General features: G+C 71.5%; 26 protein-coding genes. 19 read left to right on the top strand and 7 right to left on the bottom strand.

Going from position 1 to position 25,154, the window contains the following annotated elements:
• Positions 1–172 precede the first annotated feature (172 nt).
• The 8 genes from leuS to KHU32_RS06750 all read left to right on the top strand — a co-directional run bounded on the left by leuS (position 173) and on the right by KHU32_RS06750 (position 7,580).
• The gene (gene leuS, locus KHU32_RS06715) at positions 173–2,761 is read left to right on the top strand and encodes a leucine--tRNA ligase (protein WP_213669234.1); all 2,589 of its coding nucleotides are present in this window, start codon (positions 173–175) and stop codon (positions 2,759–2,761) included.
• 63 nt (positions 2,762–2,824) lie between these two features.
• Positions 2,825–3,388, top strand: coding sequence for an LPS assembly lipoprotein LptE (gene lptE, locus KHU32_RS23025; protein WP_213669235.1), 564 nt, complete (start codon positions 2,825–2,827; stop codon positions 3,386–3,388).
• 7 nt (positions 3,389–3,395) lie between these two features.
• On the top strand, positions 3,396–4,409 hold the full coding sequence (holA, locus tag KHU32_RS06725) for a DNA polymerase III subunit delta (RefSeq protein WP_213669236.1): 1,014 nt from the start codon (positions 3,396–3,398) through the stop codon (positions 4,407–4,409).
• 206 nt (positions 4,410–4,615) lie between these two features.
• Positions 4,616–5,092, top strand: a complete 477-nt coding sequence (gene rpsF, locus KHU32_RS06730) for a 30S ribosomal protein S6 (RefSeq protein ID WP_213669237.1) — start codon at positions 4,616–4,618, stop codon at positions 5,090–5,092.
• Between the two features lie 4 nt (positions 5,093–5,096).
• Positions 5,097–5,375 (top strand): 30S ribosomal protein S18, encoded by a 279-nt coding sequence (gene rpsR / locus KHU32_RS06735; RefSeq protein ID WP_131548281.1) that lies wholly within the window; start codon positions 5,097–5,099, stop codon positions 5,373–5,375.
• A gap of 16 nt (positions 5,376–5,391) precedes the next feature.
• Positions 5,392–6,291, top strand: a complete 900-nt coding sequence (locus tag KHU32_RS06740; RefSeq protein ID WP_213669238.1) for a hypothetical protein — start codon at positions 5,392–5,394, stop codon at positions 6,289–6,291.
• Positions 6,292–6,304: 13 nt separating this feature from the next.
• A complete protein-coding gene (gene rplI, locus KHU32_RS06745; RefSeq protein ID WP_213669239.1) occupies positions 6,305–6,856 on the top strand; it encodes a 50S ribosomal protein L9 in 552 nt (183 codons plus the stop codon).
• 130 nt (positions 6,857–6,986) lie between these two features.
• Positions 6,987–7,580, top strand: a complete 594-nt coding sequence (locus KHU32_RS06750) for a LysE family translocator (RefSeq protein ID WP_213669240.1) — start codon at positions 6,987–6,989, stop codon at positions 7,578–7,580.
• Here KHU32_RS06750 and KHU32_RS06755 read toward each other — a convergent pair.
• Positions 7,573–8,256, bottom strand: a complete 684-nt coding sequence (locus KHU32_RS06755; protein WP_213669241.1) for a DJ-1/PfpI family protein — start codon at positions 8,254–8,256, stop codon at positions 7,573–7,575. The genes KHU32_RS06750 and KHU32_RS06755 overlap by 8 nt on opposite strands.
• A gap of 116 nt (positions 8,257–8,372) precedes the next feature.
• Here KHU32_RS06755 and KHU32_RS06760 point away from each other — a divergent pair, with 116 nt between their 5' ends.
• A complete protein-coding gene (locus KHU32_RS06760) occupies positions 8,373–8,954 on the top strand; it encodes a DUF4136 domain-containing protein (protein WP_213669242.1) in 582 nt (193 codons plus the stop codon).
• Between the two features lie 81 nt (positions 8,955–9,035).
• On the opposite strand, the gene acnA is transcribed toward KHU32_RS06760, so the two are convergent.
• On the bottom strand, positions 9,036–11,732 hold the full coding sequence (gene acnA / locus KHU32_RS06765; RefSeq protein WP_213669243.1) for an aconitate hydratase AcnA: 2,697 nt from the start codon (positions 11,730–11,732) through the stop codon (positions 9,036–9,038).
• A 59-nt stretch (positions 11,733–11,791) separates the two neighbouring features.
• On the opposite strand from acnA, the gene ccmA reads away from it, so the two are divergent.
• Both ccmA and ccmB read left to right on the top strand, forming a co-directional pair.
• A complete protein-coding gene (ccmA, locus tag KHU32_RS06770) occupies positions 11,792–12,394 on the top strand; it encodes a heme ABC exporter ATP-binding protein CcmA (protein WP_249680578.1) in 603 nt (200 codons plus the stop codon).
• Positions 12,391–13,041, top strand: coding sequence for a heme exporter protein CcmB (ccmB, locus tag KHU32_RS06775; protein WP_213669244.1), 651 nt, complete (start codon positions 12,391–12,393; stop codon positions 13,039–13,041). The genes ccmA and ccmB overlap by 4 nt, the downstream gene beginning before the upstream one ends.
• A gap of 12 nt (positions 13,042–13,053) precedes the next feature.
• On the opposite strand, the gene KHU32_RS06780 is transcribed toward ccmB, so the two are convergent.
• A complete protein-coding gene (locus KHU32_RS06780; protein WP_213669245.1) occupies positions 13,054–13,536 on the bottom strand; it encodes a MarR family winged helix-turn-helix transcriptional regulator in 483 nt (160 codons plus the stop codon).
• Between the two features lie 305 nt (positions 13,537–13,841).
• Between KHU32_RS06780 and radA the strand changes: the two genes are divergently transcribed.
• The 8 genes from radA to KHU32_RS06820 all read left to right on the top strand — a co-directional run bounded on the left by radA (position 13,842) and on the right by KHU32_RS06820 (position 20,951).
• Positions 13,842–15,248, top strand: coding sequence for a DNA repair protein RadA (gene radA, locus KHU32_RS06785; RefSeq protein ID WP_213669246.1), 1,407 nt, complete (start codon positions 13,842–13,844; stop codon positions 15,246–15,248).
• Complete coding sequence (locus tag KHU32_RS06790; protein ID WP_213669247.1) at positions 15,245–15,772, top strand: methylated-DNA--[protein]-cysteine S-methyltransferase; 528 nt, start codon at positions 15,245–15,247, stop codon at positions 15,770–15,772. Before radA ends, KHU32_RS06790 begins: the two co-directional genes overlap by 4 nt.
• A gap of 181 nt (positions 15,773–15,953) precedes the next feature.
• On the top strand, positions 15,954–16,514 hold the full coding sequence (locus tag KHU32_RS06795; RefSeq protein ID WP_213669248.1) for a CvpA family protein: 561 nt from the start codon (positions 15,954–15,956) through the stop codon (positions 16,512–16,514).
• A gap of 11 nt (positions 16,515–16,525) precedes the next feature.
• On the top strand, positions 16,526–17,977 hold the full coding sequence (gene purF / locus KHU32_RS06800) for an amidophosphoribosyltransferase (protein WP_213669249.1): 1,452 nt from the start codon (positions 16,526–16,528) through the stop codon (positions 17,975–17,977).
• Complete coding sequence (locus KHU32_RS06805; RefSeq protein ID WP_213669250.1) at positions 17,974–18,681, top strand: SDR family NAD(P)-dependent oxidoreductase; 708 nt, start codon at positions 17,974–17,976, stop codon at positions 18,679–18,681. The genes purF and KHU32_RS06805 overlap by 4 nt, the downstream gene beginning before the upstream one ends.
• 105 nt (positions 18,682–18,786) lie before the next feature.
• Positions 18,787–19,605 carry a 23S rRNA (adenine(2030)-N(6))-methyltransferase RlmJ gene (locus tag KHU32_RS06810; RefSeq protein ID WP_213669251.1) on the top strand — a complete coding sequence of 273 codons (819 nt, stop codon included), beginning with the start codon at positions 18,787–18,789 and terminating at the stop codon, positions 19,603–19,605.
• Positions 19,598–20,572, top strand: coding sequence for an NAD(P)H-dependent glycerol-3-phosphate dehydrogenase (locus tag KHU32_RS06815; protein WP_213669252.1), 975 nt, complete (start codon positions 19,598–19,600; stop codon positions 20,570–20,572). The genes KHU32_RS06810 and KHU32_RS06815 overlap by 8 nt, the downstream gene beginning before the upstream one ends.
• Before the next feature lie 49 nt (positions 20,573–20,621).
• On the top strand, positions 20,622–20,951 hold the full coding sequence (locus tag KHU32_RS06820; RefSeq protein ID WP_213669253.1) for a DMT family transporter: 330 nt from the start codon (positions 20,622–20,624) through the stop codon (positions 20,949–20,951).
• 21 nt (positions 20,952–20,972) lie between these two features.
• Here the strand turns inward: KHU32_RS06820 and KHU32_RS06825 are convergent, their stop codons facing one another.
• Genes KHU32_RS06825 through hemC form a run of 4 tightly spaced genes read right to left on the bottom strand, consistent with a single transcriptional unit; the run spans position 20,973 to position 25,106 of the window.
• Complete coding sequence (locus KHU32_RS06825; protein WP_213669254.1) at positions 20,973–22,223, bottom strand: heme biosynthesis HemY N-terminal domain-containing protein; 1,251 nt, start codon at positions 22,221–22,223, stop codon at positions 20,973–20,975.
• Positions 22,224–22,229: 6 nt separating this feature from the next.
• A complete protein-coding gene (locus tag KHU32_RS06830) occupies positions 22,230–23,405 on the bottom strand; it encodes a hypothetical protein (protein WP_213669255.1) in 1,176 nt (391 codons plus the stop codon).
• Positions 23,402–24,118, bottom strand: a complete 717-nt coding sequence (locus tag KHU32_RS06835) for a uroporphyrinogen-III synthase (RefSeq protein ID WP_213669256.1) — start codon at positions 24,116–24,118, stop codon at positions 23,402–23,404. The genes KHU32_RS06830 and KHU32_RS06835 overlap by 4 nt, the downstream gene beginning before the upstream one ends.
• Positions 24,111–25,106 (bottom strand): hydroxymethylbilane synthase, encoded by a 996-nt coding sequence (gene hemC / locus KHU32_RS06840; RefSeq protein ID WP_213669257.1) that lies wholly within the window; start codon positions 25,104–25,106, stop codon positions 24,111–24,113. The genes KHU32_RS06835 and hemC overlap by 8 nt, the downstream gene beginning before the upstream one ends.
• Positions 25,107–25,154: the final 48 nt, after the last annotated feature.

Genomic DNA, 25,154 nt, shown 5'->3' on the forward strand with positions numbered 1-25,154 from the left:
TCTGCTTTCCTGATCCCCCGCCGGTTGAGCGGGCTGTGACCGGCTGGCGCTCCGCCACGGTCGTCCCGCGGGAGAGCCGCGTGCGCTGAAGGGCCGCCCTCGTGTCCAGCATGCCAGCATCTGCGCGATGCCGGCTTGAGGTGGCGGCGGGGCGGCCCTATTCAGGGGCGTCATGCCCGATACGCCCCATCCCGTCGCCGCGATCGCGGCCGCCGATCGTTATGATTTCGCCGCCGCCGAGCCGCGCTGGCAAAGCGCGTGGGAGGAAGCCGCCTGCTTCTCCGTGCCCGACGTGCCGCCGGCCGGCGCGAAGAAGTACTATGTGCTCGAGATGTTTCCCTACCCCTCGGGCAAGATCCACATGGGGCATGTGCGCAACTACACGCTGGGCGACGTCGTCGCGCGCTACAAGCGGGCGCAGGGCCATCTGGTGATGCACCCCATGGGCTGGGACGCCTTCGGCCTGCCGGCCGAGAATGCCGCCCGCGAGCGCGGCACGCATCCCGCGACCTGGACCTACGCCAACATCGCCAATATGCGCACCGAGCTGAAGCGCATGGGCCTGTCGCTGGAATGGGCGCGCGAATTCGCGACCTGTGATCCCGAATATTACGGCCAGCAGCAGAAGCTCTTCCTGGACTTCCTGAAGGACGGCCTGGTCGAGCGCAAGGAGAGCTGGGTCAACTGGGATCCCGTGGACGGCACCGTCCTGGCCAATGAGCAGGTGATCGACGGCCGCGGCTGGCGCTCCGGCGCGCTGGTCGAGAAGAAGCTGCTGAGCCAGTGGTTCTTCTCCATCACCAAATTCGCGCCCGACCTGCTGGAGGCGCTGGACGGCCTGGACCGCTGGCCCGAGCGCGTGCGGCTCATGCAGGCGAACTGGATCGGCCGCAGCGAGGGCGCGCGCGTCCGCTTCGAGATGGCCGGCGCCGTCGACGACATCGCCGAGGTCGAGGTCTTCACCACGCGTCCGGACACGCTCTTCGGCATGTCCTTCCTGGCCGTCGCGGCCGAGCACCCGCTGGCTGCTGCCGCCGCCGCGCGCGATCCGGCCGCCGCCGCCTTCGTCGCCGAATGCCGTAGCCAGGGCACCAGCGAGGCCGTGATCGAGCAGGCCGAGAAGCGCGGCTTCGACACCGGTTTCCGCGTGAAGCACCCCTTCATCGAGGGCGCGACCTACCCCGTCTGGATCGCGAACTTCGTGCTGATGGAATACGGCACGGGCGCGATCTTCGGCTGCCCGAGCGGCGACCAGCGCGACCTCGACTTCGCGCGCAAATACGGCCTGCCCGTGCCGCCCGTGGTCCTGCCCCGCGGCGGCGATCCCGCCACCTTCGCGATCGCCGACGAGGCCTTCACCGAGGATGGCACGCTATTCAACTCGGGCTTCCTGGATGGGCTCGACGTCGCCGAGGGCAAGCGCACCGCCATCGCGCGCATCGAGGAGCTCGGCCGCGGCAAGGGCGTGACCAACTGGCGCCTGCGCGACTGGGGTGTCTCGCGCCAGCGCTACTGGGGCTGCCCGATCCCGGTCATCCATTGCGACGATTGCGGCGCGGTTCCCGTCCCGCAGGGCCAGCTGCCCGTCATCCTGCCCGAGGATGTGGACTTCTCGCGCCCCGGCAACCCGCTCGACCATCATCCCACGTGGAAGCACGTGAACTGCCCGTCCTGCGGCAAGGCGGCGCGGCGCGAGACCGACACCTTCGACACCTTCGTCGACAGCTCCTGGTACTTCGCGCGCTTCTGCTCGCCGCGCGCCGATCAGCCGGTGACGCAGGCGGCGGTCGATGCCTGGCTGCCGGTGGACCAGTATATCGGCGGCATCGAGCACGCGATCCTGCACCTGCTCTACAGCCGCTTCTTCACCCGGGCGATGCACGAGACGGGGCACGTCTCGGTCGACGAGCCCTTCGCCGGCCTCTTCACGCAGGGCATGGTCCAGCACGAGAGCTACAAGGGCGCCGACGGCCGCTGGCTCTACCCGGAGGAGGTGGAGAAGCGCCCCGACGGCACCGCCATCGTGCGGGGCGGCGACGAGCCGGTGACGGTGGGCCGCGTCGAGTCCATGTCCAAGTCCAAGCGCAACACGGTGGATCCGGGCGCCATCATCGGCCGCTACGGCGCCGACACGGCCCGCTGGTTCATCCTGAGCGACAACCCGCCGGACCGGGACATGGAGTGGTCCGAATCGGGCGTCGCGGGCGCGAGCCGCTTCATCGGGCGCGTCTGGCGCCTCGCCCAGAACCTACGCGAGGCGGAGGCGCCGGACGAGGCGGCGGGCCGCAAGCTGCTGCAGGCCACGCACCGGTCCATCGCCGCCGTGACCGAGGCGCTGGAAAGCTTCGCCTTCAACGTCGCCGTGGCGCGCATCCACGAGCTCGCGAATGCCATCGGCGACGCCGCGACGGCACCGCTGGCGGCACGGCGTGAGGCGCTGGAGGCGCTGCTGCGCCTTGCCTCGCCGATGATGCCGCACCTCGCCGAGGAGCTGTGGTCCACCCTGCGCCCCGGCGCCGGGCTGGTGGCCCAGCTACCCTGGCTGGAGGCCGACCCGGAGCTGCTGAAGGCCGAGACGGTGACGCTGGCGGTCCAGGTCCTGGGCAAGCTGCGCGGCACCATCGAGGTGGCTGTGGATGCGTCGGACGAGGTGGTCTTCGCGGCCGCCGAGGCCGAGGAGAACGTGCAGCGGGCCATCGCCGGCAAGCCGATCAAGAAGCGCATCCACGTCAAGGGACGCGTGGTCAACCTCGTCGTCTGACGCGGGAATCATGGGAGCCGCCGCGCGCCGCTGGCGTGCGGCCCAGGCCGAGGAGTGAATGTGGTGAGCGAGCCGGTCCCCCGACGACGCGGCCTTCTCCTGTCGACGCTGGGACTGGCTTCGGCCGGCCTGGCGGGTTGCGGCTTCCGGCCGGTCTACGGGCCCGAAGGTGAGCGAAGCACGGCCGTCGATGGCACGGTCGAGCCTGCCCTGCGGGACCGGCTTGCCTCGGTGCGCGTGGGCCCGATCGGCGAGCGTTCGGGGCAGCTGCTGCGCCGGTCGCTGCAGCGCCAGCTGGAAGGCCAGCGCCCCGGCACGCCGGCCCGCTACGACCTCGCGGCCACGATCTCCTGGCAGAGCGAGCCGCTGGGCTATCGCCGCGACGGCATGGTGACGCGCGTGCGCTATGTCGCGACCGGAACCTGGATCCTGGCGACGGCCGCCATCCCCCCCGTGGTCCTCGACCGCGGCACGGTGCGCACGCTGGACGCATTCAACATTCCCGATCTGCAGTTCTTCGCCGCCGACGCCTCGCGCGACGAGATGGAGCGCCGTCTGGTCTCCGAGATCAGCGACCGGATCGCGCTGGCCGTCGCGGTGTCGCTGCGCCGGCATCCGCAGGCCTGAGCCCGGCTTGGCCGCGAAGCTCGACCCGCGGCGCCTCGCGGCCTTCCTCGCCGATCCGCCGGAGGATTGCCGGGTGGTGCTCCTCATCGGCGACGATGCGGGGCTGGTGAACGAGCGCGCGGGGCAGCTCGTGCGCGCCGTGGCGGGCGACGATCCGATCCGCATCGTCGAGCCGGGGCGGGAAGCCGCGAAGGATCCGGGATCGCTGGCCGGCGAGGCGGCCTCCGTGCCGCTCACGGGCGGCCGCTGCGCCATCCGCCTGCGCGACGGGCGGGACAGCTGGACCGAGGCCGTGCGGGGTGCCCTGGCTGGCCCAGGGCCCGGTCTGGTCATCATCGAGGGCGCCGGCCTCACCGGCCGGTCGAAGCTGCGGACCCTGGTGGCCGCGGAGGCGCGCGGCCAGGTCATCGAATGCTATGCCGAGCGTGGGCGGGACCTGGTGGCCTCGATCCAGCGCATCCTGGGAGAGCTCGACGCGCAGGCCGAGCCGGCGGCGATGGACTGGCTCGCCGAAAGGGCCGGCGAGGACCGGCTGGCCATGCGCCGCTCGCTGGAGATTCTCGCGCTGCATGCAGGCCCCGAGGGCCGCATCACCGCCGAGGAGGCGATGGAGCTGCTCGGCGAGGGCAGCCTGCTGGATCTGGACGAGGCGCTGCTGGCGGCCTCGCTCGGCGAGGTGGCGGTGGCCGACCGGGCCATCGCGAAGGCCTTCGCGGAGGGCGCCAATCCCGTCCAGGTGCTGCGCGCGGCGCTGCGGCATGTGCAGCGGCTGCACAAGGCGGCGCTGGACGTCGCCGATGGCAGCTCGCCCGCCGATGCGGTGGGCGCCCTTCGGCCGCCCGTCTTCTGGAAGGCGAAGTCGGCGATGGAGCGCGCGCTCCGGATCTGGTCGCCCGGCCGCCTGGAGGCGCTGGGCGCGGCCCTGCTGCGCGCCGAGCGCCAGACCAAGTCGACCGGCCTGCCCGATGAGGTGATCGCGCGGCAGGTGGTGCTCGGCATGGCGCGAAGCGCCGCGCGATAGGTTCTGCCGCGGCGCATTCCAGCCGAGTTTCCGGCTAGGTGCGCCCGCCGCGCCGCGCCCGGGATACGAAACTCCATTGACCCGCCGGGCCGTCCGTGGTTGATGCGCGCCACCCTGCCGCCGGCGTTGGCACGCCCGCGGCTATGCCCGCTTGCGCGCTCCGATGTCCGGTGGCCGCCCGGGCTGAGTAGCCATAGGGAGTTCCCATGCCACTCTACGAATGCGTGTTCATCGCGCGCAACGACGTCACCCAGCAGCAGGTCGAGACCATCGCGGACAATGTCGCGACGACGCTCGGCGAGCAGGGCGGTCACGTCCAGAAGCGCGAATACTGGGGCCTGCGCGGCCTCGCCTACAAGGTGAAGAAGAACCGCAAGGGGCATTACATGCTCCTCGGCATCGACGCCCCCCCCGCTGCCATGCAGGAAGTCGTTCGCCAGCTCGGCCTGAACGAGGACGTGCTGCGCGAGATGACCATCCGCGTCGAGGCCATCGACCCCGAGGCGCCCTCGGCCATCCTCGCCAAGCGTGGCGACGACCGTGATCGTGAGCGCGGCTTCCGTGGGCCTAAGCCCGCTGGCCGCTTCAGCTCCGGCCGCACGGGCGGCGGTCGCGATGACCGCGAGGAGTTCCGGGCCCGCTCGCGCGACGAGATGGACCTCAACCTGAACGAGGAGATCTGAGCCGATGAGCGAGACCGCTGAACCCAACATCGCCAATCGCCGCGCCGCCGTGGGGGCCCGCCGCCCCTTCTACCGCCGCCGGAAGTCCTGCCCCTTCTCCGGCCCGAACGCGCCGAAGATCGACTACAAGGACGTGCGCCTCCTGTCCCGCTTCCTGAGCGAGCGCGGCAAGATCGTGCCGTCGCGCATCACGGCCGTCAGCGGCAAGAAGCAGCGCGAGCTGGCGAATGCCATCAAGCGCGCCCGCTTCCTGGCCCTGCTGCCCTACGTGATCAACGACTGAACAGGAGGTTCGGCGGGTGAGCCAGACATCGGGCCAAGGGGGGCTTTTCAGCCATCCCGAAGCCCTCGCGGCCGGTGCTGCGGGGCTGGGCTCGGCGGTGCTCGCCCTCTGGGCCATGCACGGGATGCCGCTCGGCACCCTGCTGCTCTGGCTGTCGCCGCTGCCGATCTTCGCGGCCGGTTTCGGCTTCGGAGCGCGCGCGGCGGTGGGGGCCACGGCCCTCGCCGGCGCGGTGGTGCTGTTCAGCGCCTCGACGGTCGCGATGGGGGTCTACCTCGCCATCTTCGGCGTCCCCGCGGCGCTGGTGGTGGCCGGGGCGAAGCTGCAGTCGGGCCGCATGGACCTGACGCTGCCGCTCGCCGTGCTCGGCATCTGGCCGGTCCTGGTTCTGCTGATCCTCGCGATCGCCATTCCTGATCTGGAAGGCGAGATGCGCACGGCGGTGGAGCTGGGCGTGGCGCGCATGGGCGTGACGCTGCCGGACGGCATGGTGGACCAGATCGCGCAGGTGAAGGCGGCCGCGGCCGGCTTCTGGCTCGCGCTGCTCATGGTCGGCAACGGCCTCGCCGCGCAGAACATGCTGTCGCGCCAGGGCCTGGCTCTCCATGCGACGCCGGGTGGCGACGAAGTCCATCTGCCGGGCTGGTACCTGCCGCTGCCGGCCGTCGCGCTGGCCGCCTGGCTGGCCTTCGGCGGAGCCGTGGCGCTGTCCTCGCTGGTGATCCTGCTGGTGCCGGTTTTCCTGCTTGGCGTCGTCGGCGTGCATCGCCGGCTGCGCGGGCGGTCCGGCCGTGTCGCGATCCTGGCGGCCTTCTACGTGCTGATGCTCCTGTTCCTGCAAATCATGGCTCCGCTGATGGTCGGCGTGGGCCTTCTCGACCAATATCGGCGGCCCTCGATGCCGCCCCCAACCTGATTCGAGGCCAATCATGATTGAACTCATCCTGATGCAGCGCGTCGACAAGCTCGGCCAGATGGGCGAGCTGGTGAAGGTGAAGCCTGGCTACGCCCGCAACTACCTCCTGCCGGGCGGCAAGGCGATCCGCGCGACCAAGTCCAACCTCGAGCGGTTCGAACAGGACCGCGTGCAGCTCGAGGCCCAGAACCTCAAGCGCCGCGAGGAAGCCGAGCGCGTTGCCGAGCGCATGGAAGGCCTCTCGGTCGTCCTGATCCGCTCCGCGGGCGAGAGCGGCGGCCTCTACGGCTCCGTCTCCGCGCGTGACATCGCCGACGGCTGCACCGAGGCCGGCCTGGGCGTGACCCGCTCGCAGGTGCAGCTGGACGCGCCGATCAAGACGCTGGGCCTCACCACGGTCCGCGTCGAGCTGCACCCCGAGGTGCTGCTCCCCGTGATCGTGAACGTGGCCCGCAGCCCGGAAGAAGCCGAGAAGCAGGCCCGTGGCGAGGAGATCGCCCGCGAGGAGGAGATCACCCTCGAGGACGAGCTGGTCGCCGAGCTGGGCGCCGCGACGCGCGAGTAATCCGGGCCAAGCTCGGGATCGGAAAAGGGGGCCGCGAGGCTCCCTTTTTCATGCGCGGGCCACCGCCGCAGCAGGCCTATTTGCGACAGCATTATTGACGTAATCGTCACTCCGGCACGATGCTGGGCCGATGGAGTACCTCCTCACCCTCGTCGCCTTCGCCTTCGCGACCTCCGCGACGCCGGGCCCCAACGTGCTGATGGTCGCGGCCTCGGCCGCGCAGGTGGGCATGCGCCGCGTGGTGCCGCACATGCTGGGCATCACGCTCGGCTTCCCCGCGATGTTCCTGGCCGTCGCCCTCGGCCTCGGCATGCCCTTCGAGAGCTATCCCTGGCTGCACCGGGCCATGCAGGTGGTGGGGGCGGCGTGGCTGGTCTGGCTGGCCTGGAAGATCGCCACCGCCGCCCCGCCGGCGGGCCGGCAGGAGAGGCCCGCCCCGCCGCTGGGCTTCGTCGGCGCTGCCGCCTTCCAATGGGTGAATCCCAAGGCCTGGATGATCGTCCTGGCGGCCCTGCCGGCCTTCACCACGCCCGGCGAGAGCCTCCTGCCGCAGGCCCTCACCGTCGCCCTCGTCTTTGCGCTTGTCTCGATGCCTTGCCTGGTCTTCTGGGCCTGGCTCGGAAGTGCCGCGCGGCGCGTGCTGGGCGACGGGGCGCGGTGGCGCGCCTTCAACTGGTCGATGGCGGTGCTGCTGCTGCTGAGCCTGCTGCCGCTCTTCAGGTGAGGGCGGCGCCGATCCGGCGCGCCATCTCCTCCCGCCGCCCGATCACGCCCGCCATCGCGACGCGCGTCGCATGCACCACCTCCGGCGGGGCGCTTTCCGGCGTGCCGGCCTGGAAGGGCGGGTGCGGGTCGTACTGCATGTAGAGCTGGATGCCCTCGGCGACGGCCTGGCCGCGCAGCCTGGCGGCGACCTGGAGTGCCCCGTCGAAGCCCGAGGTCACGCCGGCGGCGGTGACGAACTTGCCGTCCTCCACCACGCGCTCCCGCACGGGCACGGCGCCGAAGGAGGGCAGGATGTGGTGGCTCGCCCAATGGGTCGTGGCGCGGCGGCCCTTCAGCAGGCCCGTGGCGCCCAGCAGCAGCGCGCCCGTGCAGACGGTGAAGACGAGCTTCGCGCCCTCGGCCTGGCGGCGGATCCAGGCGATGATCTCCGGGTCGACCATCTGCGCGTCGACCCCGAAGCCACCGGGGATATGGAGCACGTCCAGCTGCGGCGCCTCGGCGATCGTGGCGTCGGGGAGGATGCGCAACCCCCGCATGTCGCGGGCGGGGGCGAGGCTCTTGCCGTAGATGGCGTAGCTCGAATCCGGCAGGCGGGAGAGCACCTCGTGCGGTCCCGTCAGGTCCACCTGGTCGAGTTCGTCGAAGATCAGGCTGCCGATGGTCAGATGGGCCATGTCGTCGCGCTCCCGCGTTGCGATACGATGGTGGCGGCCCGACAACCGGGCCGCAAGACATGGCGTTCGGGCTTGTACCGGCGGTCATGCCTCCGCTCATCGGAAGGAAGCGCCCCATGCTTCGACGCCTGTTCTCCCTCATGCTCCTCGCGACCCTCGCCGCCTGCGCGACGGGGCCGGAAGTGCGCGTGGATTACGACCGGAACGCCGATTTCGCCCGCTACCGAACCTTCGGCTGGGTCACGCCCCTCGGCACTGACCGCTCGGGCTATACGACGCTGACCACGGACCGCCTCAAGGCCGCCGTGGAGCGGGAGATGGCGGCGCGCGGCTACGCCTATTCGCCCACGGCGCCGGACCTGCTGGTGAACTTCCACGGCCGCCTGCAGGAGCGCGTGCAGATCTCGGGCGGCGCGCCCTACGCGCCCTTCCCCTATTACGGCTATCGCCAGTACGGCGCCTGGCCCGGCTACGCCTTCGCCAGCGGGCCCTTCGTGGACCAGTACACCGAGGGGACGATCAACATCGACCTGGTGGACCGCCGCCGCGATGCGCTGGTCTGGGAAGGCGTGGCGATCGGGCGCGTCACCGAGCGGGACCGCATCTACCCGCAGGAGCGGATCGACGCGTCGGTGGCGGCCATCTTCTCGCGCTATCCCTACATCGCCGGCCGCGGGACGCCGGCCCCCGCCCGCTGAGGCGCTGCCCTGAAAAGGAAAAGGGGCGGCGACCCTTCGGTCGCCGCCCCCTCGATCCGTCCGGAAAGCCCGGGCCCGTGATCAGGCCGCCTTGGCCATCCCGCGCAGCACGTAGTGCAGGATGCCGCCGTTCTTGTAGTACTCGACCTCGTCGGCGGTATCGACGCGGCACAGCACCTCGGTCTTCACCTGGTGGCCGTCGGCGCGGGTGATGATGAGGTCCAGCATCATGCGCGCCTTCAGGTTCTCGACGCCGAGGATCTCGATCGTCTCGTCGCCGCGGAGCGAGAGCGAGTTGCGGCTCTCGCCTTCCTTGAAGACCAGCGGCAGCACGCCCATGCCGACCAGGTTCGAGCGGTGGATGCGCTCGAAGCTCTCGGCGATGACCGCCTTCACGCCCAGCAGGAAGGTGCCCTTGGCCGCCCAGTCGCGCGAGGAGCCGGTGCCGTATTCCTTGCCGCCGAAGACGACCAGCGGCACGCCCTCTTCCTTGTAGCGCATGGCGACGTCGTAGATCGGCGCCACGTCGCCCGAGGGGTAGTGCTTGCTGATGCCGCCCTCGATGCCGGGGACCATCTCGTTCTTGATGCGGATATTGGCGAAGGTGCCGCGCATCATGACCTGGTGGTTGCCGCGGCGGGCGCCGTAGCTGTTGAAGTCCAGCGGGCGGACCTGATGCTCGAGCAGGTACTCACCGGCCGGGCTCGACTTGCGGATATTGCCCGCGGGCGAGATGTGGTCGGTGGTGATGCTGTCGCCGAGCAGGCCGAGCACGCGCGCGCCCTTGATGGAGGCCAGCGGCTTCACGTCCATGGTCATGCCCTCGAAGTAGGGCGGGTTCTGGACGTAGGTGGAGCCGCTGTTCCAGCGATAGGTGTCGCTGTCGGCGTCGACCTTGATGGCCTGCCACTGCTCCGGGCCCTTGAAGACGTCGGAGTAGCGCGACATGAACATCTTCCGCGTCAGCACCTCGTGCACGACGTTGTTCACCTCTTCCTGCGTCGGCCAGATGTCGAGCAGCATGACGGGCTTGCCGTCGCGGTCCGTGCCGATGGGCTCGTGCTGCAGGTCGATCTTCACCGTGCCGGCCAGCGCATAGGCGACGACCAGCGGGGGCGAGGCGAGGTAGTTGGCGCGCACATTGGCGTGGACGCGGCCCTCGAAGTTGCGGTTGCCCGAGAGCACGCCGGCCACGACCAGCTTGTTCTCCTCGATCGCCTCGACCATCGGCTCCGGCAGCGGGCCGGAATTGCCGATGCAGGTGGTGCAGCCGTAGCCGACCGTCTGGAAGCCGATGGCGTCCAGGTCCTCGGTGAGGTTGGAGGCGTTCAGGTAGTCGGTCACCACCTGCGAGCCGGGGGCCAGCGAGGTCTTCACCCAGGGCTTCGGCGTGAGGCCACGGGCGCGCGCCTTGCGGGCCACGAGGCCGGCGGCGACGAGCACATAGGGGTTCGAGGTGTTGGTGCAGGAGGTGATCGCGGCGATCACCACGTCGCCATGGCCCAGGTCGAACTTGGCGCCCTCGACCTCGACGCGCTTGTTCGCCTCGTCACCGGGAACGCCCATCGTGCCGGCGGCGAGGTCCTTGGCGAAGGAGGTGCCGACCGAGCCGAGGGCCACGCGGTCCTGCGGGCGCTTCGGGCCGGCCATGGACGGCTCGACGGTGGAGAGGTCGAGCTCGAGCGTGTCGGTGAAGACGGGGTCGGGCATCGAATCGTCGCGCCACATGCCCTGCGCCTGGCAGTACTCGCGCACCAGGTTGATGCGGTGCTCGTCGCGGCCGGAGAGGCGCAGGTAGCCCAGCGTCACCTCGTCCACGGGGAAGAAGCCGCAGGTCGCGCCGTATTCCGGGGCCATGTTCGCGATGGTCGCGCGGTCCGCCAGCGCCATGCCGCCGAGGCCGGGGCCGAAGAACTCGACGAACTTGCCGACGACGCCCTTCTTGCGGAGCATCTGCGTGACGGTGAGCACCATGTCGGTGGCGGTCACGCCCTCGCGCAGCTTGCCGCTGAGCTTGAAGCCGATGACGTCGGGGATGAGCATGGCGATGGGCTGGCCGAGCATCGCGGCCTCGGCCTCGATGCCGCCGACGCCCCAGCCGAGCACGCCCAGGCCGTTGATCATCGTGGTGTGGCTGTCGGTGCCGTAGCAGCTGTCGGGGTAGACGTAGGTGTTGCCGATGTCGGTCGCGGTCCACACCACCTGGCCGAGATATTCCAGGTTCACCTGGTGGCAGATGCCCGTGCCCGGCGGCACGACGCGGAAGTTGTTGAAGGCTTCCTGGCCCCAGCGGAGGAACTCGTAGCGCTCGCCGTTGCGCTCGAACTCGATGTCCACGTTCTTCTGGAGGGCGGTGGCGGTGCCGGAGACGTCTACCATCACCGAGTGGTCGATCACGAGGTCGACGGGAACCAGCGGGTTCACCTTGCGCGGGTCACCGCCCAGGTTGAGCAGGGCGTCGCGCATGGCGGCGAGGTCGACGACGGCGGGGACGCCCGTGAAGTCCTGCAGCAGGATGCGCGACGGCTTGAAGGGAACTTCCTTCTCGCTGTGGCCCTGCTGGACCCATTCGGCGATGGCCTTGGCGTCGTTGACGGTGTAGCTCCGGCCGTCCTCGAAGCGCAGGACGTTCTCGAGGAGCACCTTGAGCGAGAAGGGCAGGCGCGAGATGTCGCCGATCTGCTTCGCCGCCTCTGGGAGCGAGAAGTAGTGATAGGCCTTGCCGTCCACGGACAGCTGCCGGCTGACCTTGAGGCTGTCCTGACCGATCATGCGCATCTCGAAATCGTCCTCTACTCTGTTGTTGCGGGTTTAAGCATGACGACGGTTCACGGTCCATGGAGGCGAGCCTGATCGAGGCGCAGGAATTGGCGTGCTGGCGCGCGGAAAAGCTTGTGTTCAACTGCGTCTCATTCGCAATTGAACCGGGCGATGCGCTGCTCCTCACTGGGCATAACGGCGCGGGCAAGTCCTCGTTGCTGCGAGTACTGGCCGGGCTGCTTCCCGCTCTCTCGGGAAGTCTCCTCTGGAGCGGCGAGGACGCCTTCGCGGATCTCTCCGCCCACGGCGCGCGGCTGCGCTACCTGGGCCACCAGGATGCGCTGAAGCCGGCGCTGAGCGCGGCGGAGAACCTGGCCTTCTACGCGCGTCTGCATGGCGGCGACGTCATGGCGGCGCTGGAGGCGCTGGGCCTCGCCGCCCTGGCGGAGCTGCCGGCCCGCGTGCTGTCCTCCGGCCAGAAGCGGCGGCTGGCGCTCGCGCGGCTCGCGCTGGGGCAGGCGCCGCTCTGGCTGCTCGACGAGCCCTCCGTGGGGCTGGACGCCGCCTCGGTCGAAAGGCTGGCGCCGCTCTTCGACGCACATCGCGCGGCCGGCGGCATGGTGATCGCCGCGACGCATCTGCCGCTGCCCTTGCCGGCTGCGCGGGAGCTGCGGCTTTGATCCCACTCTTCCTGCGGGAGCTGCGGCTGGCGCTCCGTCATCCGGCCGACACGCTCGCCTCCGTGATGTTTTTTGTCCTGGTCGCGGCGCTGTTCCCCTTCGGCGTCGGCCCCTCGCCCGAGCTGCTGGCGCGGGTGGCGCCGGGCGTCCTGGCCGCCGCCGCGCTGCTGGCCGCGCTGCTGCCGTTGGACCGCCTCTTCGGCGCCGAGGCCGAGGACGGCTCGCTCGACCAGCTCCTGCTCAGCGGCCTGTCTCCCGCCGGCATCGCGGCGGCGAAGGCGGCGGCGCACTGGGTCACGACGGGCCTGCCGCTGGTCGTGGCGACGCCGCTGGCGGCGGCGCTGCTCAGCCTGCCCGGGGCGGCGATGGGCACGGCGATGGTGGCGCTGGCACTGGGCTCGGCCATCCTCTCGCTGCTCGGGACGGCGGGCGCGGCCCTGACGCTCGGCGCGCGGCGGGGCGGGGTGCTGCTGCCGCTGCTGGTCCTGCCGCTGGCGATCCCGGTGATGATCTTCGGCGCAGCCGCGATCGAGGCTTCCTCCTCGGGGCTGGCGGCGCGACCCTACCTGTTGCTGGAGGCAGCGATGCTGGCGCTCGCCCTGCCGCTGGCGCCGCTGGCGGCGGGCGCGGCGCTGCGGGGCGAGTAGCGGGGCCCGCGCTCAGTCCGCGGTCAGCATTTCCTTGGCGGCGCCGCGCAGCTCCGCCAGCGAGGCGCGGGCGCGCTCGGCCGAGCCGGGGGCCAGCTGCGCCTGCAGCGCGTCCTGCGCGGCGCGCCAGGCCGGCAGCGCCTCGGCCAGCTTGGCGTGGCCGGCCGCGGTCAGGCTGTAGGTGATGCGGCGGCCCTTGCCGGGCGCGCCGACCAGGAGATCGGCCTCGAGCAGCCGCGTCAGGTTCCGGGTGAGGGTGGAGCGCTCGATGCTGAGGCGGTCCGCCAGCTCACGGGCGGAATCCGCCCTTCCGGCCGCGACCACGACCAGCACGCCGAATTGCGAGGGCTCCAGGCCGAAGGGCGCCAGGCGGGCCGCATAGGCGCGCGAGATGACGTTCGCGGTGCGCCGTGCGGCGAAGGCCAGACACTCCACGCCGATGGCCGAGCAGGTTTCGGCGGCGGCGTCGGGCGTGAGGGAGGTTTTGCGGACCATATCGTGCATATACACGAATAAACCGCTGAATTAAAGCAATATTTTAGGGGGTGGGAAATCGCGCGAGCGTCGGGGAAAGGCCCCGGCGGGACCTTGGTTGGGGGGGACGTCCCGCCGGGGATGCCGTCGCGCGCGGGGGAAGTTTCTTGCGCAACGGCAAACTCAAGGTGGTGCGTCATCTTAACGCGTGAAAGGTCAAGGAGTTGTCGAAAAGCGGGCCGTTTTTGATCGATTTCGCGCGGCATTTCGCGGGGCGATGACAGCGGCCTTGCCTCGGTGGTTTGTTCTATTTATGTTCTTTATCCATGGCCAAGGATCGCACCCGCTTCGTCTGTCAGTCCTGCGGGGCCGATCACCCCAAATGGCAGGGCCGGTGCGACGGCTGCGGCGAGTGGAACACCCTCGTCGAGGAATCGGTCGCGCCGCGCGGGCCCGGCCCGGCCGGCAAGGCGCCGCCGGGACGCGGCATCGCCTTCGTGGGCCTCGCCGGCGAGAGCGCGCCGCCGCCGCGCCATCTGACCGGCATCGCCGAGCTCGACCGCGTACTGGGCGGCGGCTTCGTGCCGGCCTCGGCCGTGCTGGTCGGTGGCGATCCGGGCATCGGCAAGTCCACCATCCTGCTCCAGGCCGCGGCACGCATGGCCGAGGCGGGCAAGCGCGTCCTCTACATCTCGGGCGAGGAATCGGTGGCGCAGGTGCGGTTGCGCGCGCGCCGGCTGGGCCTCTCCGAGGCGCCGATGGCGCTGGCGGCCGCCTCGGGCCTGCGTGACATCCTGGCCAGCCTCGAGGCCGAGCAGGAAGCCGCGCTGGTCGTCATCGATTCCATCCAGACCATGTGGCTGGACGCGCTGGATTCGGCGCCCGGCACCGTCGCCCAGGTCCGCACCTGCGCCTTCGAGCTCATCCGCTGCGCCAAGGCGCGCGGCTTCGCGCTGGTGCTGGTGGGGCATGTGACGAAGGAGGGCACGCTCGCCGGGCCCCGCGTGCTGGAGCACATGGTCGACGCGACGCTCTACTTCGAAGGCGATCGCGGCCATCAGTTCCGCATCCTGCGCGCCACCAAGAACCGCTTCGGCGCCACCGACGAGATCGGCGTCTTCGAAATGACCGAGGGCGGGCTGATGGAGGTCACCAACCCCTCCGCCCTCTTCCTCGCGGAGCGACGCGGCAACATCTCCGGCAGCGCGGTCTTCGCGGGGCTGGAGGGCACGCGGCCTGTGCTGGTGGAGGTGCAGGCGCTGCTCTCGCCCAGCAATGGCGGCAGCCCGCGCCGCCAGGTGGTGGGCTGGGAGGGCGGGCGGCTCTCCATGCTGCTGGCCGTGCTGGAGGCGCGCTGCAACCTCACCTTCGCCCAGGCCGACGTCTATCTGAACATCGCCGGCGGGCTGCGCATCAACGAGCCGGCGGCGGACATGGCCGTCGCCGCGGCGCTGGTCTCGGCCATCACCGATCGGCCCACCGATCCGGATGCGGTCTATTTCGGCGAGGTCGGCCTTTCCGGCGAGATCCGGCAGGTCTCCCAGGCCGAGCAGCGCCTGCGCGAGGCGCAGAAGCTGGGCTTCGCCGCCGCCGTCCTGCCGCGCCGCGTGGCGCGCGGCAGCAAGGCGCCCACGCCCATCGAGGGGCTACGGTTGACGGAGGTGGGCCATCTGGCCGACCTGGTGGCGCCCTTCGCGGCCGGCACCCTGAAGCGCGAGAAGGTCCGGGAATGACCGGCCCGCGCCTCCTGCTGGACCGGCTGGCGACGCCGCTCGGCGAGGCGCTGTTGGTCACGGACGGGGAGGGCTTTCTCCGCGGCCTCGACTGGTCCGACCACGAGGCGCGGCTGACCTATCTGCTCCGCCTCAACTACCGCCCCTTCGCGCCTGAACTGGGCACGGCGCCCGTGGCCCTGCGCCAGGCGCTGACGGCTTATTTCGAGGGCGAGCTCGACCGCCTCGCCGCCATCGCCTGGCGCGCGGAGGGCACGCCCTTCCAGCGGGCGCTGTGGGAGGCCCTGGCGACCATCCCGCTGGGCACGACGCTCAGCTACGCCGCCCTGGCCGCGAAGCTCGGCCGTCCGCGCGCGCTGCGCGCCGTGGGCGCGGCCAATGGCGCGAACCCCATCAGCGTGGTGGTGCCTTGCCACCGGGCGATCGGCAGCGACGGCTCGCTGACCGGCTATGGCGGCGGGCTGGAGCGCAAGCGCTGGCTGCTGCGCCACGAGGGCGCGGCCTTCCGCGAGGCCCGGAACTGATCGCCGCGCGGCGGCCGGCAAGCCGAGCGCAAAGCTCCGCTTCCCCACACCCCGAGGCGCCAAACACCGTCTTTGCGGCCGAAAGCCCCGCCTTTCCGCGAATGCGCCGCAGCCGCATTGACCTCTTCCATTCCCACGGGGGCTCACACGAAACGCGACATGCGGCTATACGCGGCGGACCATGACCTGGGCCGATGGCGTTCTCCTCATCGTGATGGTGGTTTCGGCCATCCTCTCCTTCCTGCGCGGCTTCGTGCGCGAGGTGCTGGGCGTCGCTGCCTGGATCGGCGCGGCCCTGGCGGCCTTCCGCTTCCGCGACCCCGTGGTCTCCATGCTCGGCGGCGCGATCGAGCCTGACTGGCTGGCCGAGGGCGTGGCCGTCGGCGTGGTCTTCCTCGTCGTGCTGGTCGTGCTGAAGCTTGTCATCCACGCATTGGCGGGTCGCGTGCAGAGCAGCCCGCTGGGGGGTGTGGATCGTTCGCTCGGGGCCATATTCGGTCTGGCGCGCGGGGCCTTCATCGCCGCCTTGGCCTTCGTTCTGGCGGGACTCTTCGTCCCCGCCGTGGAGCGCTGGCCCGAGGGAGTGAGGGAAGCCCGTGCCCTGCCGCTCGTCGTCGATGTCGCAAGATGGGTTGTCGGTCTGATGCCGGAGGAGTATCGCCCCCGGATCGCCGCGCCCCCCGAGCGCCGTGAGCCTACGCAGGAGGATCTGATGCGTCCGCCTGCCCGCAACCGAACCTAGAGGCCGACCCCATGCCGCTGCCGCTCTCGGAAGACGACAAGTTCCATGAGGAATGCGGCGTCTTCGGCGTCTGGCGCCACAAGGACGCGGCGGCGCTGACCGCCCTCGGCCTTCACGCCCTCCAGCATCGCGGCCAGGAAGCCTCGGGCATCGTCACGCTCGACGAAGCCGGCCTCTTCCATACCCATAAGGGCCTCGGCCTCGTCGGCGACATCTTCGGCGATGCGAAGGTCATGGCCAGCCTGCCCGGCAGCGCGGCCATCGGCCATAACCGCTACGCCACCACGGGCGAGACGGCGCTGCGCAACGTGCAGCCGCTCTTTGCCGACTTCGAGTTCGGCGGCCTCGCCGTCGGCCATAACGGCAACCTGACCAATGCCGGCGTCCTGAAGCGCGCGCTGGTCCGGCGCGGCTGCCTCTTCCAGTCGACGACGGACAGCGAGGTCTTCGTCCACCTCATCGCCATCAGCCTCTACTCGACGGTGCTCGACCGGCTGATCGACGCGCTGAAGCAGGTGCAGGGCGCCTATTCGCTTGTGGCGCTGCATCACGGCGCCCTGATCGGCGCGCGCGACCCGCTGGGCGTGCGTCCCCTCGTGCTCGGCCGGCTGAACGACGGCTGGGTGCTGGCCAGCGAGACCTGCGCGCTCGACATCGTCGGCGCCGATTTCGTGCGCGACATCGAGCCGGGCGAGATCGTCGTGATCGACGACAGCGGCATCCGTTCGGTGACGCCGTTCTCGAACACCGAAAGCCGCTTCTGCATCTTCGAGTACATCTATTTCGCGCGGCCCGACTCCGTCATGGAAGGCACGCCCGTCTACGACACGCGCAAGCGCATCGGCGCCGAGCTGTCGCGCGAGAGCGCGGTGTCGGCCGATGTGGTCGTGCCGGTGCCCGACAGCGGCGTGCCGGCCGCCATGGGCTATGCGGTGGAATCCGGCATTCCCTTCGAGCTCGGCATCATCCGCAACCATTATGTGGGCCGCACCTTCATCGAGCCGACGGACCAGATCCGCCACCTCGGCGTGAAGCTGAAGCACAGCGCCAACCGCGCCGTGCTCGAGGGCAAGCGCGTCATCCTCGTCGACGATTCGATCGTGCGCGGCACCACCTCGAAGAAGATCGTCGAGATGGTCCGCCAGGCCGGCGCGGCGGAGGTGCATATGCGCATCTCCTCGCCGCCGACGACGCATAGCTGCTTCTACGGCATCGACACGCCCGAGCGCAGCGCGCTGCTCGCCGCCAAGCACGACGTGGAGGAGATGGCGAAGCTGATCGGCGCCGACAGCCTGGCCTTCATCTCCCTGGACGGCCTTTACCGCGCCCTCGGCAAGCCCGGCCGCGACAGCGCGAAGCCCGCTTTCTGCGACGCCTGCTTCACGGGCGACTATGCGATCCCGCTGACCGACATGGCGGATAATGCCGAGCGCCGCAGCGCCCTCGAGAAGGCCAGCGCGTGAGCGCGCGTCCGTTGGAAGGCCAGGTCGCCCTCGTCACGGGGGCGAGCCGGGGGATCGGCCGCGCGGCCGCGCTCGCTCTCGCGGGAATGGGCGCCCATCTGGTGCTCACGGCGCGCAGCCAGGGCGGCCTCGAGGAGACGGATGACCTGATCCGCGCCGCCGGCGGCTCCGCGACGCTCCTGCCGCTCGACATGGTGCGCGAGGGCGATCAGCTCGATAAGCTGGGCCCCTCTCTCGCCGAGCGTTTCGGCCGGCTGGACGTGCTGGTGCATGCGGCCGGCATCCTGACGAAGCTGACGCCCGCCGCGCACATCATGCCGCGCGACTGGGAGGAGAGCCTCGCGGTCAATATCAGCTCGACCTGGCGGTTGATCCGCACCTGCGATCCCGTGCTGCGCCTCGCGCCGGCCGGGCGCGCGGTCGTCCTGACGGACAGCTACGCCGAGAATCCCACGGCCTATTTCGGCCTCTACTCCGCGGCCAAGGCGGCCCAGGCGCATCTCGTGCGTTGCTGGGCGGCGGAGCTCGGGCAGACGTCGCTGCGCGCCGTGCTGGCCGATCCGGGCCCGGTGGCCACGCATCTCCGCCGCACCGCCTTCCCGGGCGAGGACCAGGCGAAGATCCGCCAGCCGGCCGAGGTGGGGCCCGCGATCGCGAAGCTGGTGGCCGGGAGCCCGGAGAATGGCGCGACCGTCCGGCTCTGACAGCCGAATTGGCGCTGCCTTCGCAACCGATCGCGCGCATGGCGCGCGGCGCGCCCGGACCAACCTTCTCCCTGGCGCACCCGCTCGGCGGCTGAGGGCCTGAACATGAACTACCGCCACGCCTTCCATGCCGGCAATTTCGCCGACTGCATGAAGCACGCGCTGCTGGTCTGGTTGCTGCGGGCGCTGGCGCGCAAGCCCGCGGGCTTCCGCGTGCTGGACACCCATGCCGGCATCGGGCGCTATGACCTGGGCAGCAGCGAGGCGCAGCGCACCGGCGAATGGCGCCAGGGCATCGGCCGGCTGCAGGGCGTCACCGAAGGCCCGCTCGCGGATTACGTCGCCCTGGCGGGCGGCGGCGAGACCTATCCCGGCTCACCGGCCCTCGCCGCCGGGCTGCTGCGCGAGCAGGACCGCCTGGCCCTGGTCGAGCTGCATGAGGAGGACCATGCCACGCTGCGCGCCCTCTTCCGCCGCGACGGGCGTGTCGCCGTGCACCGCCGCGACGCCTGGGAGGCGCTGCGTGCGCTAACGCCCTTTCCGGAAAAGCGCGGTCTCGTCCTCATGGACCCGCCCTTCGAGCAGCCGGGCGAGTATGAGCGGCTGACGGACGCCATCGCCGAGGTGTCGCGCCGCGCGCGCGGGCTGGTGCAGGCGGCCTGGTACCCCATCAAGGGCCGTGCGCCCGTGCGCGCCTTCCACACCGCCCTGGCCGAGGGCGGCGTGAAGGACATCGTGGCGGCCGAGCTGCATCTGCGCGATCCGATCGATGCGGCGCGGCTGAACGGCTGCGGCCTCGTGGTCGTGAACCCGCCCTTCGGCTTCGAGGAGGCCGCCCGTACCATCCTCGCCGAGCTGGCGGACATGCTCTCCACGGGTGAGGCGGGGGGCGGCTGGGCGCTCACGCGCATCGCCGATGAGTGAGGTCGCGGTGATCGGCGCGGGGGCCTGGGGCACCGCGCTGGCGATCCATGCCGCGCGCTGCGGGCATCGTGTGGTGCTCTGGGCGCGCGATCCGGGCCGCGCCGCGGCCATGCAGGCCTCGCGGGACAATCCGCGCCTGCCCGGCATCGCCCTGCCGGAAGGGCTGCGCGTGACGAATGACGCGGCCGAGGCGCTGGACGCCGGGCTCGGCATCCTGGCCGTGCCGATGCAGCCCCTGCGCGCCATCCTTGCCCTGCTGCCGCGCGGGCTTCCGCCGCTGCTGCTGGCCTGCAAGGGCCTCGAGACCGGCAGCCTGCGCCTGCCGCTGGAGGTGATGGCGGAGGCACGGCCCGACCTCGCGGCCGGCGTCATCTCCGGGCCGAATTTCGCGCATGAGGTGGCGGCCGGGCTGCCGGCGGCGAGCGTCATCGCGGCGGCGGACATGGCGCTTTGCGAGGCCGCGCAGGCGCTGCTCTCGGGCGGCGCGCTGCGCCTCTATGCGAGCGAGGATGCGCTGGGCGTCCAGCTCGGCGGCGCGGCGAAGAACGTGCTGGCCATCGCGGCCGGCATCGCGACCGGGGCCGGGCTCGGCGAGAATGCGCGCGCGGCGCTGGTCACCCGCGGCCTGGCGGAGCTGTCGCGGCTGGTCGTGGGCCTCGGCGGCCGGGCGGAGACGGCCTCGGGCCTCTCGGGCCTCGGCGACCTCCTGCTGACGGCGACGGGGCCTTCGAGCCGCAATACCTCGCTCGGCATGGCGCTCGGTCAGGGAAAGAAGCTGGACGAGATCCTCGCCGGCCGCGCGGCCGTCACCGAGGGCGTGGCGACGGCCCCGGCCCTGCTGGCGCGCGCGGCGGCGGCAGGCGTCGAGCTGCCGGTCTGCGCGGCGGTGGTCGAGGTGCTGGAAGGGCGCATCGACGTGCAGGGCGCGGTGAGGGCGCTTCTCGGGCGGCCGCTGCGGCAGGAGTAGCGCCGCCTTCGGCGCTTGCGTGCCGACACGGCAGCGCCTAGCTCGGCCGATGAGCTATTTCTACCTTGCCGTCGCGATCCTCGCCGAAGTGGCGGCCACGTCCTTCCTGAAGCAGACGGAAGGCTTCACGAAGCTGGTCCCCACGCTCATCACGGCGGTGGGCTACCTCATCGCCTTCTACTTCCTGTCCCTCACGCTGCGGCACATGCCGACGGGCGTCGCCTATGCCATCTGGTCTGGCGTCGGCATCGTCCTGATCACGGCCATTGCCTGGGTCTTCCATGGGCAGAAGCTCGACGCCCCGGCCATGATCGGGATGGGCCTGATCGTGGCGGGGGTGATCACCATGAACGTCTTCTCGAAGACCACGGGGCACTGAGGCCAGGGCCTTCGGGACGCCCTACCGCGTCACGCCGCTCCAGCTGATCGCACCGGCCGTGCCGCAGGCCTCGCAGAGGGGCTTCCAGTGGTTGTGCTCCGCGCCGCAATGGCCGCAGCGCCACACCGGCTCCATCGGCGCATCGGAGGCCTCGCGCAGCCAGGCGGCCTCCTTCTCGCGCGCGGCGTCGGGGCTGTGCTCGGCGCGCTCCAGCTCCACCAGCAGGTCGTAGGCCCGGCGATCGGCCTGGCCGCTGTCGCGCAGGGCGTTCAGCTCCTGCCGGGCGCGGCCGGTCAGCCCGGCCTCCAGGCAGATGCGGGCGCGCAGCAGGCGGCTTTCCGCGTGGTCCGGCGTCCGGCGCGTCAGCTCCTCGGCCATCTTCACCCGGCGGATTCGATCCTCCTCGCCGGCCAGATAGGCCTCGGCGATGTCGGGATGCGGCGCCGCGTCCCAGCCCTGCTGCAGGGCGGAGCGGCTGCGGCGCGGGCTGCCATCGGCCGCGAGGCGCCGGGCATGGGCCAGCACCGCCGGCGAGAAGCGGGGATCGGCCATGAAGGCCTGCCGCTCCAGCTCGCGGGCCTTCAGCGGGTCGGTTTCCTGTTCGGCGGCGGCCAGGGTCAGGCTGGCGCGCGGCGCCTCGGCATTGGACAGGGCGAGCGCCTCGCCCCAGTCCCGCCGCCTGAGCGCGACCTCGGAACGCTCGGCGCGCAGCCATTCGGCCTTGGGCTCCACGGACTGGGCATCGGCCGCGATCTGGCGGGCAGCATCCCAATCCTCCCGCGCCTCGGCCTGCCGCAGCAGGCCGCGCAGGCCGAGGAAGCGGGAATCGGCGCGCCCCGCGAGCTCCTCGAAGGCCCGGGTCGCGGCCTCCTCGTCGCCGAGCGTGCGCGCGGCCTCGGCCTCTAGCAGCAGGAGCTGCGGCGTGGCACCGGCCAGGTTTTTCGCGCGGGCGACTTCGAGCCGTGCCGCTTCCGGGCGGCCGGCCGCCAGCGCCACCAGCGCGCGGGTGAGGGCGATCTCGGCGAGGGCGCGGTCGTTCAGGCGGCGGCGGACGCGGCGGCGCTCCGGCCAGCCGCGCAGCCAGCCGACGAGGCGCAGCAGCCCGTGCAGCACCAGGAAGGCCGCGACGGCGAGCACGATGGCCGCCGGCAGGGAGATGCCGATCCACCATTCGCCGTGGCGGATCTCCATTTGCCCATCCAGGCCGGCGAGCCAGAGGACCACCGCGAAGACAAGCGCGAGGACGACCAGGAACTTGATGACGTTGCGCATGGCCGATCAGCCGGCGGCGAGGCTGCGAAGCGCGGCGCGCACGGCGACCAGGGCCTGGGCCTCGTCGATCCAGCCGCGCAGGGCCTGTCGGTTCGCCTCGGGCAGGCGGCCGAGCGCGGCGAGGGTCGCGTCCAGGTCGCCGGCCTCCAGGGCGCGGCGGGCCTGCTCGATCTGGACCTCCGAGGCGTCGCCCCAGATGACCTCGTCGCCGCGGCGGACGGTGAGCAGCGAGTTCAGTCGGGCGGTCAGGCTTTCCTGCGGCGAGGCCGGGATGGCGCGCGCCTGGCGCACCGCCTGCTCGAAGCTCAGCCGCAGCGCCGCCTCGGTCGGCGGCGTGGCCGTGGCGAAGCGCGCCAGGGGTGCCGGCGGCGCGCTTCCCAGGCCCGGGAGCGCGGTGCCGAGCGGCTGGCCGGCATCGAGCAGCGTCCGCAGGGCATCGACGGCGCCGAGGCGGGTGGTGCGGGCCTCGGCGGCGGAGAGGCGGCTCAGCGCGTCCTGCAACGGGGCGAGGCGCTGGGTGGTGCTCTGGTCGAGCGCGGCCAGGCGCTGGGTGACGGTCTGCTCGATCTGCGCGGCGCGCTGCGCGCCGGACTGGTCGATCGCCTCGACCCGGCGGGTCAAAGCGAGCTCGCCGGCGGTGCGCTCGGCGAGGCCGCGCTCGGCGGCCTCGATACGGCGGATCTCCGCCTGCGTCGCCTCGGCGCGGTGCGCCAGGCCCTGCTCGACCATGTCCATGCGCCGGCCCAGCGCCTGGTCGGCTTCGGCCTGCCGCGTGGCGTTCTGCTCCACCGCCTCGATGCGGCGGCCGAGGGCAACATCGGCCGCGCCGGTACGCTGGGAAAGGCCGTCCTCGAGCGTCTTCAGCCGGGCGTCGAGCGCCTCGGAATCGGTCGTGCGGGTCCGTTCGATCCGCTGCGCCAGCGCGGCGAGGGCGGCCGGATCGCCGGCGGGGCGGGCGCGCAGCTGGGCCAGGGCCGCCTCATTGGCGGCGAGCCGGGCGGTGAGCTCGGTCAGGCGCGTCTCCAGCGGATTGGGGACGACCGCGGCAGGCGTGGCCTCGGCCCTGGAATCGGGGCGGGTGCGGGCCAGCCAGGTGGAGACGGCGAGCAGCACCAGGGCCGCGACGAAAAGCGCGATCCAGGCCGGATCGACAGAGAGCTTGCGCGGGGAGGAGGAGGTCATGTCGGGCCAAGCAACTCCAAGATGTGGTCCTGATCCGGTCGGGTGGCGGTCCTTACGGAGCGCCAGGGCAGACCTTCCAGGACGGCGGCGACGCGCGGGCTGATGGCGATCGCCTCGACCCCGCGCAGGGCCTCCGAGAGGCCGCAGGCAGTCAGGTGGCGGACGCTACACCGCGCGCTTCGCGGCGAGAAGAACAACGCGTGTGACACCTCATGGTTGCGCAGCGCGTCCAGGGCTTCGTTCGGAAATTCGATCGATTCTTCAGCAGCATACACGACACGGCGCACTACGCGGAATCCCTGCGCGCGCAGCGCCGCGGCGAGCTCGATCGAATAGCCCTCGCCGATGGCGAGCAGCAGCGGGCCGGCCTTCGGATCCAGGCGCTCGGCGCAGAAGGCGACCATGGCCACGGCATCGCCATCGGCCGCGAAGACCTGGGTGAAGCCCCTTTCGCGGGCCGCCTCGGCGGTCGCCTCGCCCACGGCCAGGACCGGAATGTCCCAGGGCGAGAGGGCGCGGGCGGCGGCGCGGCTGGTGAGCAGCAGAGCCTGGGCGCGCAGCGGGCGGAAGTGCCGCGAGGACAGCACCAGCGCGGGGGCCAGCACCGGCCGCCAGCCCAGGGTCGCGAGGCGGGCCGCGGTCTCGGCAGCGTCAGGCTCGGGTCGGGTGACGAGGACGCCGCGCGGTGCGGCGCCCGGGCGCGGCTCAGGCAAAGATATCCGCCGGGCTGTCGAGGCGCAGCTCGTCGCCGAGGCATCGGCCGAGCCGATGCGCATCGGCGGCGGCGCCGTGGATGGTGCGCTTGAGGACGAAGCTGCCATCGGGCCGCGCGACGAGGCCGGTCAGGTGCAGCGTGCCGTCGGGCAGCAGCCGCGCATGGCCGCCGATGGGCGTCCGGCAGGAGCCGTCGAGTGCCGCCAGCAGCGCGCGCTCGGCCTTGGAGACGGCGGAGGCCGCGCGGTCCTCGATGCCGGAGAGAAGCTCCAGCAGCTCGACATCCCCCTCGCGGCAGGTGATGGCGACGATGCCCTGGCCGGCGGCGGGGACCATCGCCTCGGGGTCCAGCGCCAGCGCGGCCTCCTGCTCCAGGCCGAGGCGCTTGAGCCCCGCCAGCGCCAGCAGGCTGGCATTCACCACGCCGTCCCGCACTGCGGTCAGCCGCGTCTGCACATTGCCGCGCAGCGTGACGACCTGGAGGTCGGGGCGGGCGGCCAGCAGCTGCGACTGGCGGCGCAGCGAGGAGGAACCGACGATCGCGCCGGCCGGCAGGCAGGCATAGGGATCGCCCGCATCCGGTGCCCCGCAGCCGGGCCCGAGGATCAGGGCGTCGCGCGCATCCTCGCGCTTGAGCGTGCAGGCCAGGATGATGCCGGGGGGCAGCTCGGTCTCGAGGTCCTTGAGGCTGTGGACGGCGAAGTCCACGCGCCGGTCGGTCAGCGCCTCGTGGATCTCCTTGGCGAAAAGCCCCTTGCCGCCGATCTCCGACAGGCGGCGATTCTGGATCGCATCGCCGGTGGTGCGGATCGCATGCTCCTCGAAGGCCTTCACCCCGCGCAGCACCGGGCAGAAGCCGACGATGATCTCGAGGAAGTGCCGCGTCTGCCACAAGGCCAGCGGGGAGGCGCGAGTCCCGACCCGGAGCGGGAGGGAACGCATCTTCGAATGGGGCGGGGAGGCCGCGCCGGGCATGGCGGAAGACATCGCCGCGTCATATAGGGCGGAGGTGACGAACGGAACCCGCCAGCACCC

This window comes from Roseococcus pinisoli, from assembly GCF_018413645.1.
Lineage (GTDB): Bacteria > Pseudomonadota > Alphaproteobacteria > Acetobacterales > Acetobacteraceae > Roseococcus > Roseococcus pinisoli.

Coding starts and splice junctions, on each gene's coding strand:
- KHU32_RS06795 (WP_213669248.1), top strand. CDS start 15,954: ATGACCTGGGCCGATGGCGTTCTCCTCATCGTGATGGTGGTTTCGGCC.
- KHU32_RS06780 (WP_213669245.1), bottom strand. CDS start 13,536: ATGGTCCGCAAAACCTCCCTCACGCCCGACGCCGCCGCCGAAACCTGC.
- KHU32_RS06750 (WP_213669240.1), top strand. CDS start 6,987: ATGGAGTACCTCCTCACCCTCGTCGCCTTCGCCTTCGCGACCTCCGCG.
- acnA (WP_213669243.1), bottom strand. CDS start 11,732: ATGCGCATGATCGGTCAGGACAGCCTCAAGGTCAGCCGGCAGCTGTCC.
- purF (WP_213669249.1), top strand. CDS start 16,526: ATGCCGCTGCCGCTCTCGGAAGACGACAAGTTCCATGAGGAATGCGGC.
- rpsF (WP_213669237.1), top strand. CDS start 4,616: ATGCCACTCTACGAATGCGTGTTCATCGCGCGCAACGACGTCACCCAG.
- rpsR (WP_131548281.1), top strand. CDS start 5,097: ATGAGCGAGACCGCTGAACCCAACATCGCCAATCGCCGCGCCGCCGTG.
- KHU32_RS06820 (WP_213669253.1), top strand. CDS start 20,622: ATGAGCTATTTCTACCTTGCCGTCGCGATCCTCGCCGAAGTGGCGGCC.
- KHU32_RS06815 (WP_213669252.1), top strand. CDS start 19,598: ATGAGTGAGGTCGCGGTGATCGGCGCGGGGGCCTGGGGCACCGCGCTG.
- rplI (WP_213669239.1), top strand. CDS start 6,305: ATGATTGAACTCATCCTGATGCAGCGCGTCGACAAGCTCGGCCAGATG.
- KHU32_RS06825 (WP_213669254.1), bottom strand. CDS start 22,223: ATGCGCAACGTCATCAAGTTCCTGGTCGTCCTCGCGCTTGTCTTCGCG.
- KHU32_RS06760 (WP_213669242.1), top strand. CDS start 8,373: ATGCTTCGACGCCTGTTCTCCCTCATGCTCCTCGCGACCCTCGCCGCC.
- hemC (WP_213669257.1), bottom strand. CDS start 25,106: ATGTCTTCCGCCATGCCCGGCGCGGCCTCCCCGCCCCATTCGAAGATG.
- leuS (WP_213669234.1), top strand. CDS start 173: ATGCCCGATACGCCCCATCCCGTCGCCGCGATCGCGGCCGCCGATCGT.
- KHU32_RS06830 (WP_213669255.1), bottom strand. CDS start 23,405: ATGACCTCCTCCTCCCCGCGCAAGCTCTCTGTCGATCCGGCCTGGATC.
- ccmA (WP_249680578.1), top strand. CDS start 11,792: ATGGAGGCGAGCCTGATCGAGGCGCAGGAATTGGCGTGCTGGCGCGCG.
- radA (WP_213669246.1), top strand. CDS start 13,842: ATGGCCAAGGATCGCACCCGCTTCGTCTGTCAGTCCTGCGGGGCCGAT.
- KHU32_RS06755 (WP_213669241.1), bottom strand. CDS start 8,256: ATGGCCCATCTGACCATCGGCAGCCTGATCTTCGACGAACTCGACCAG.
- KHU32_RS06790 (WP_213669247.1), top strand. CDS start 15,245: ATGACCGGCCCGCGCCTCCTGCTGGACCGGCTGGCGACGCCGCTCGGC.
- KHU32_RS06810 (WP_213669251.1), top strand. CDS start 18,787: ATGAACTACCGCCACGCCTTCCATGCCGGCAATTTCGCCGACTGCATG.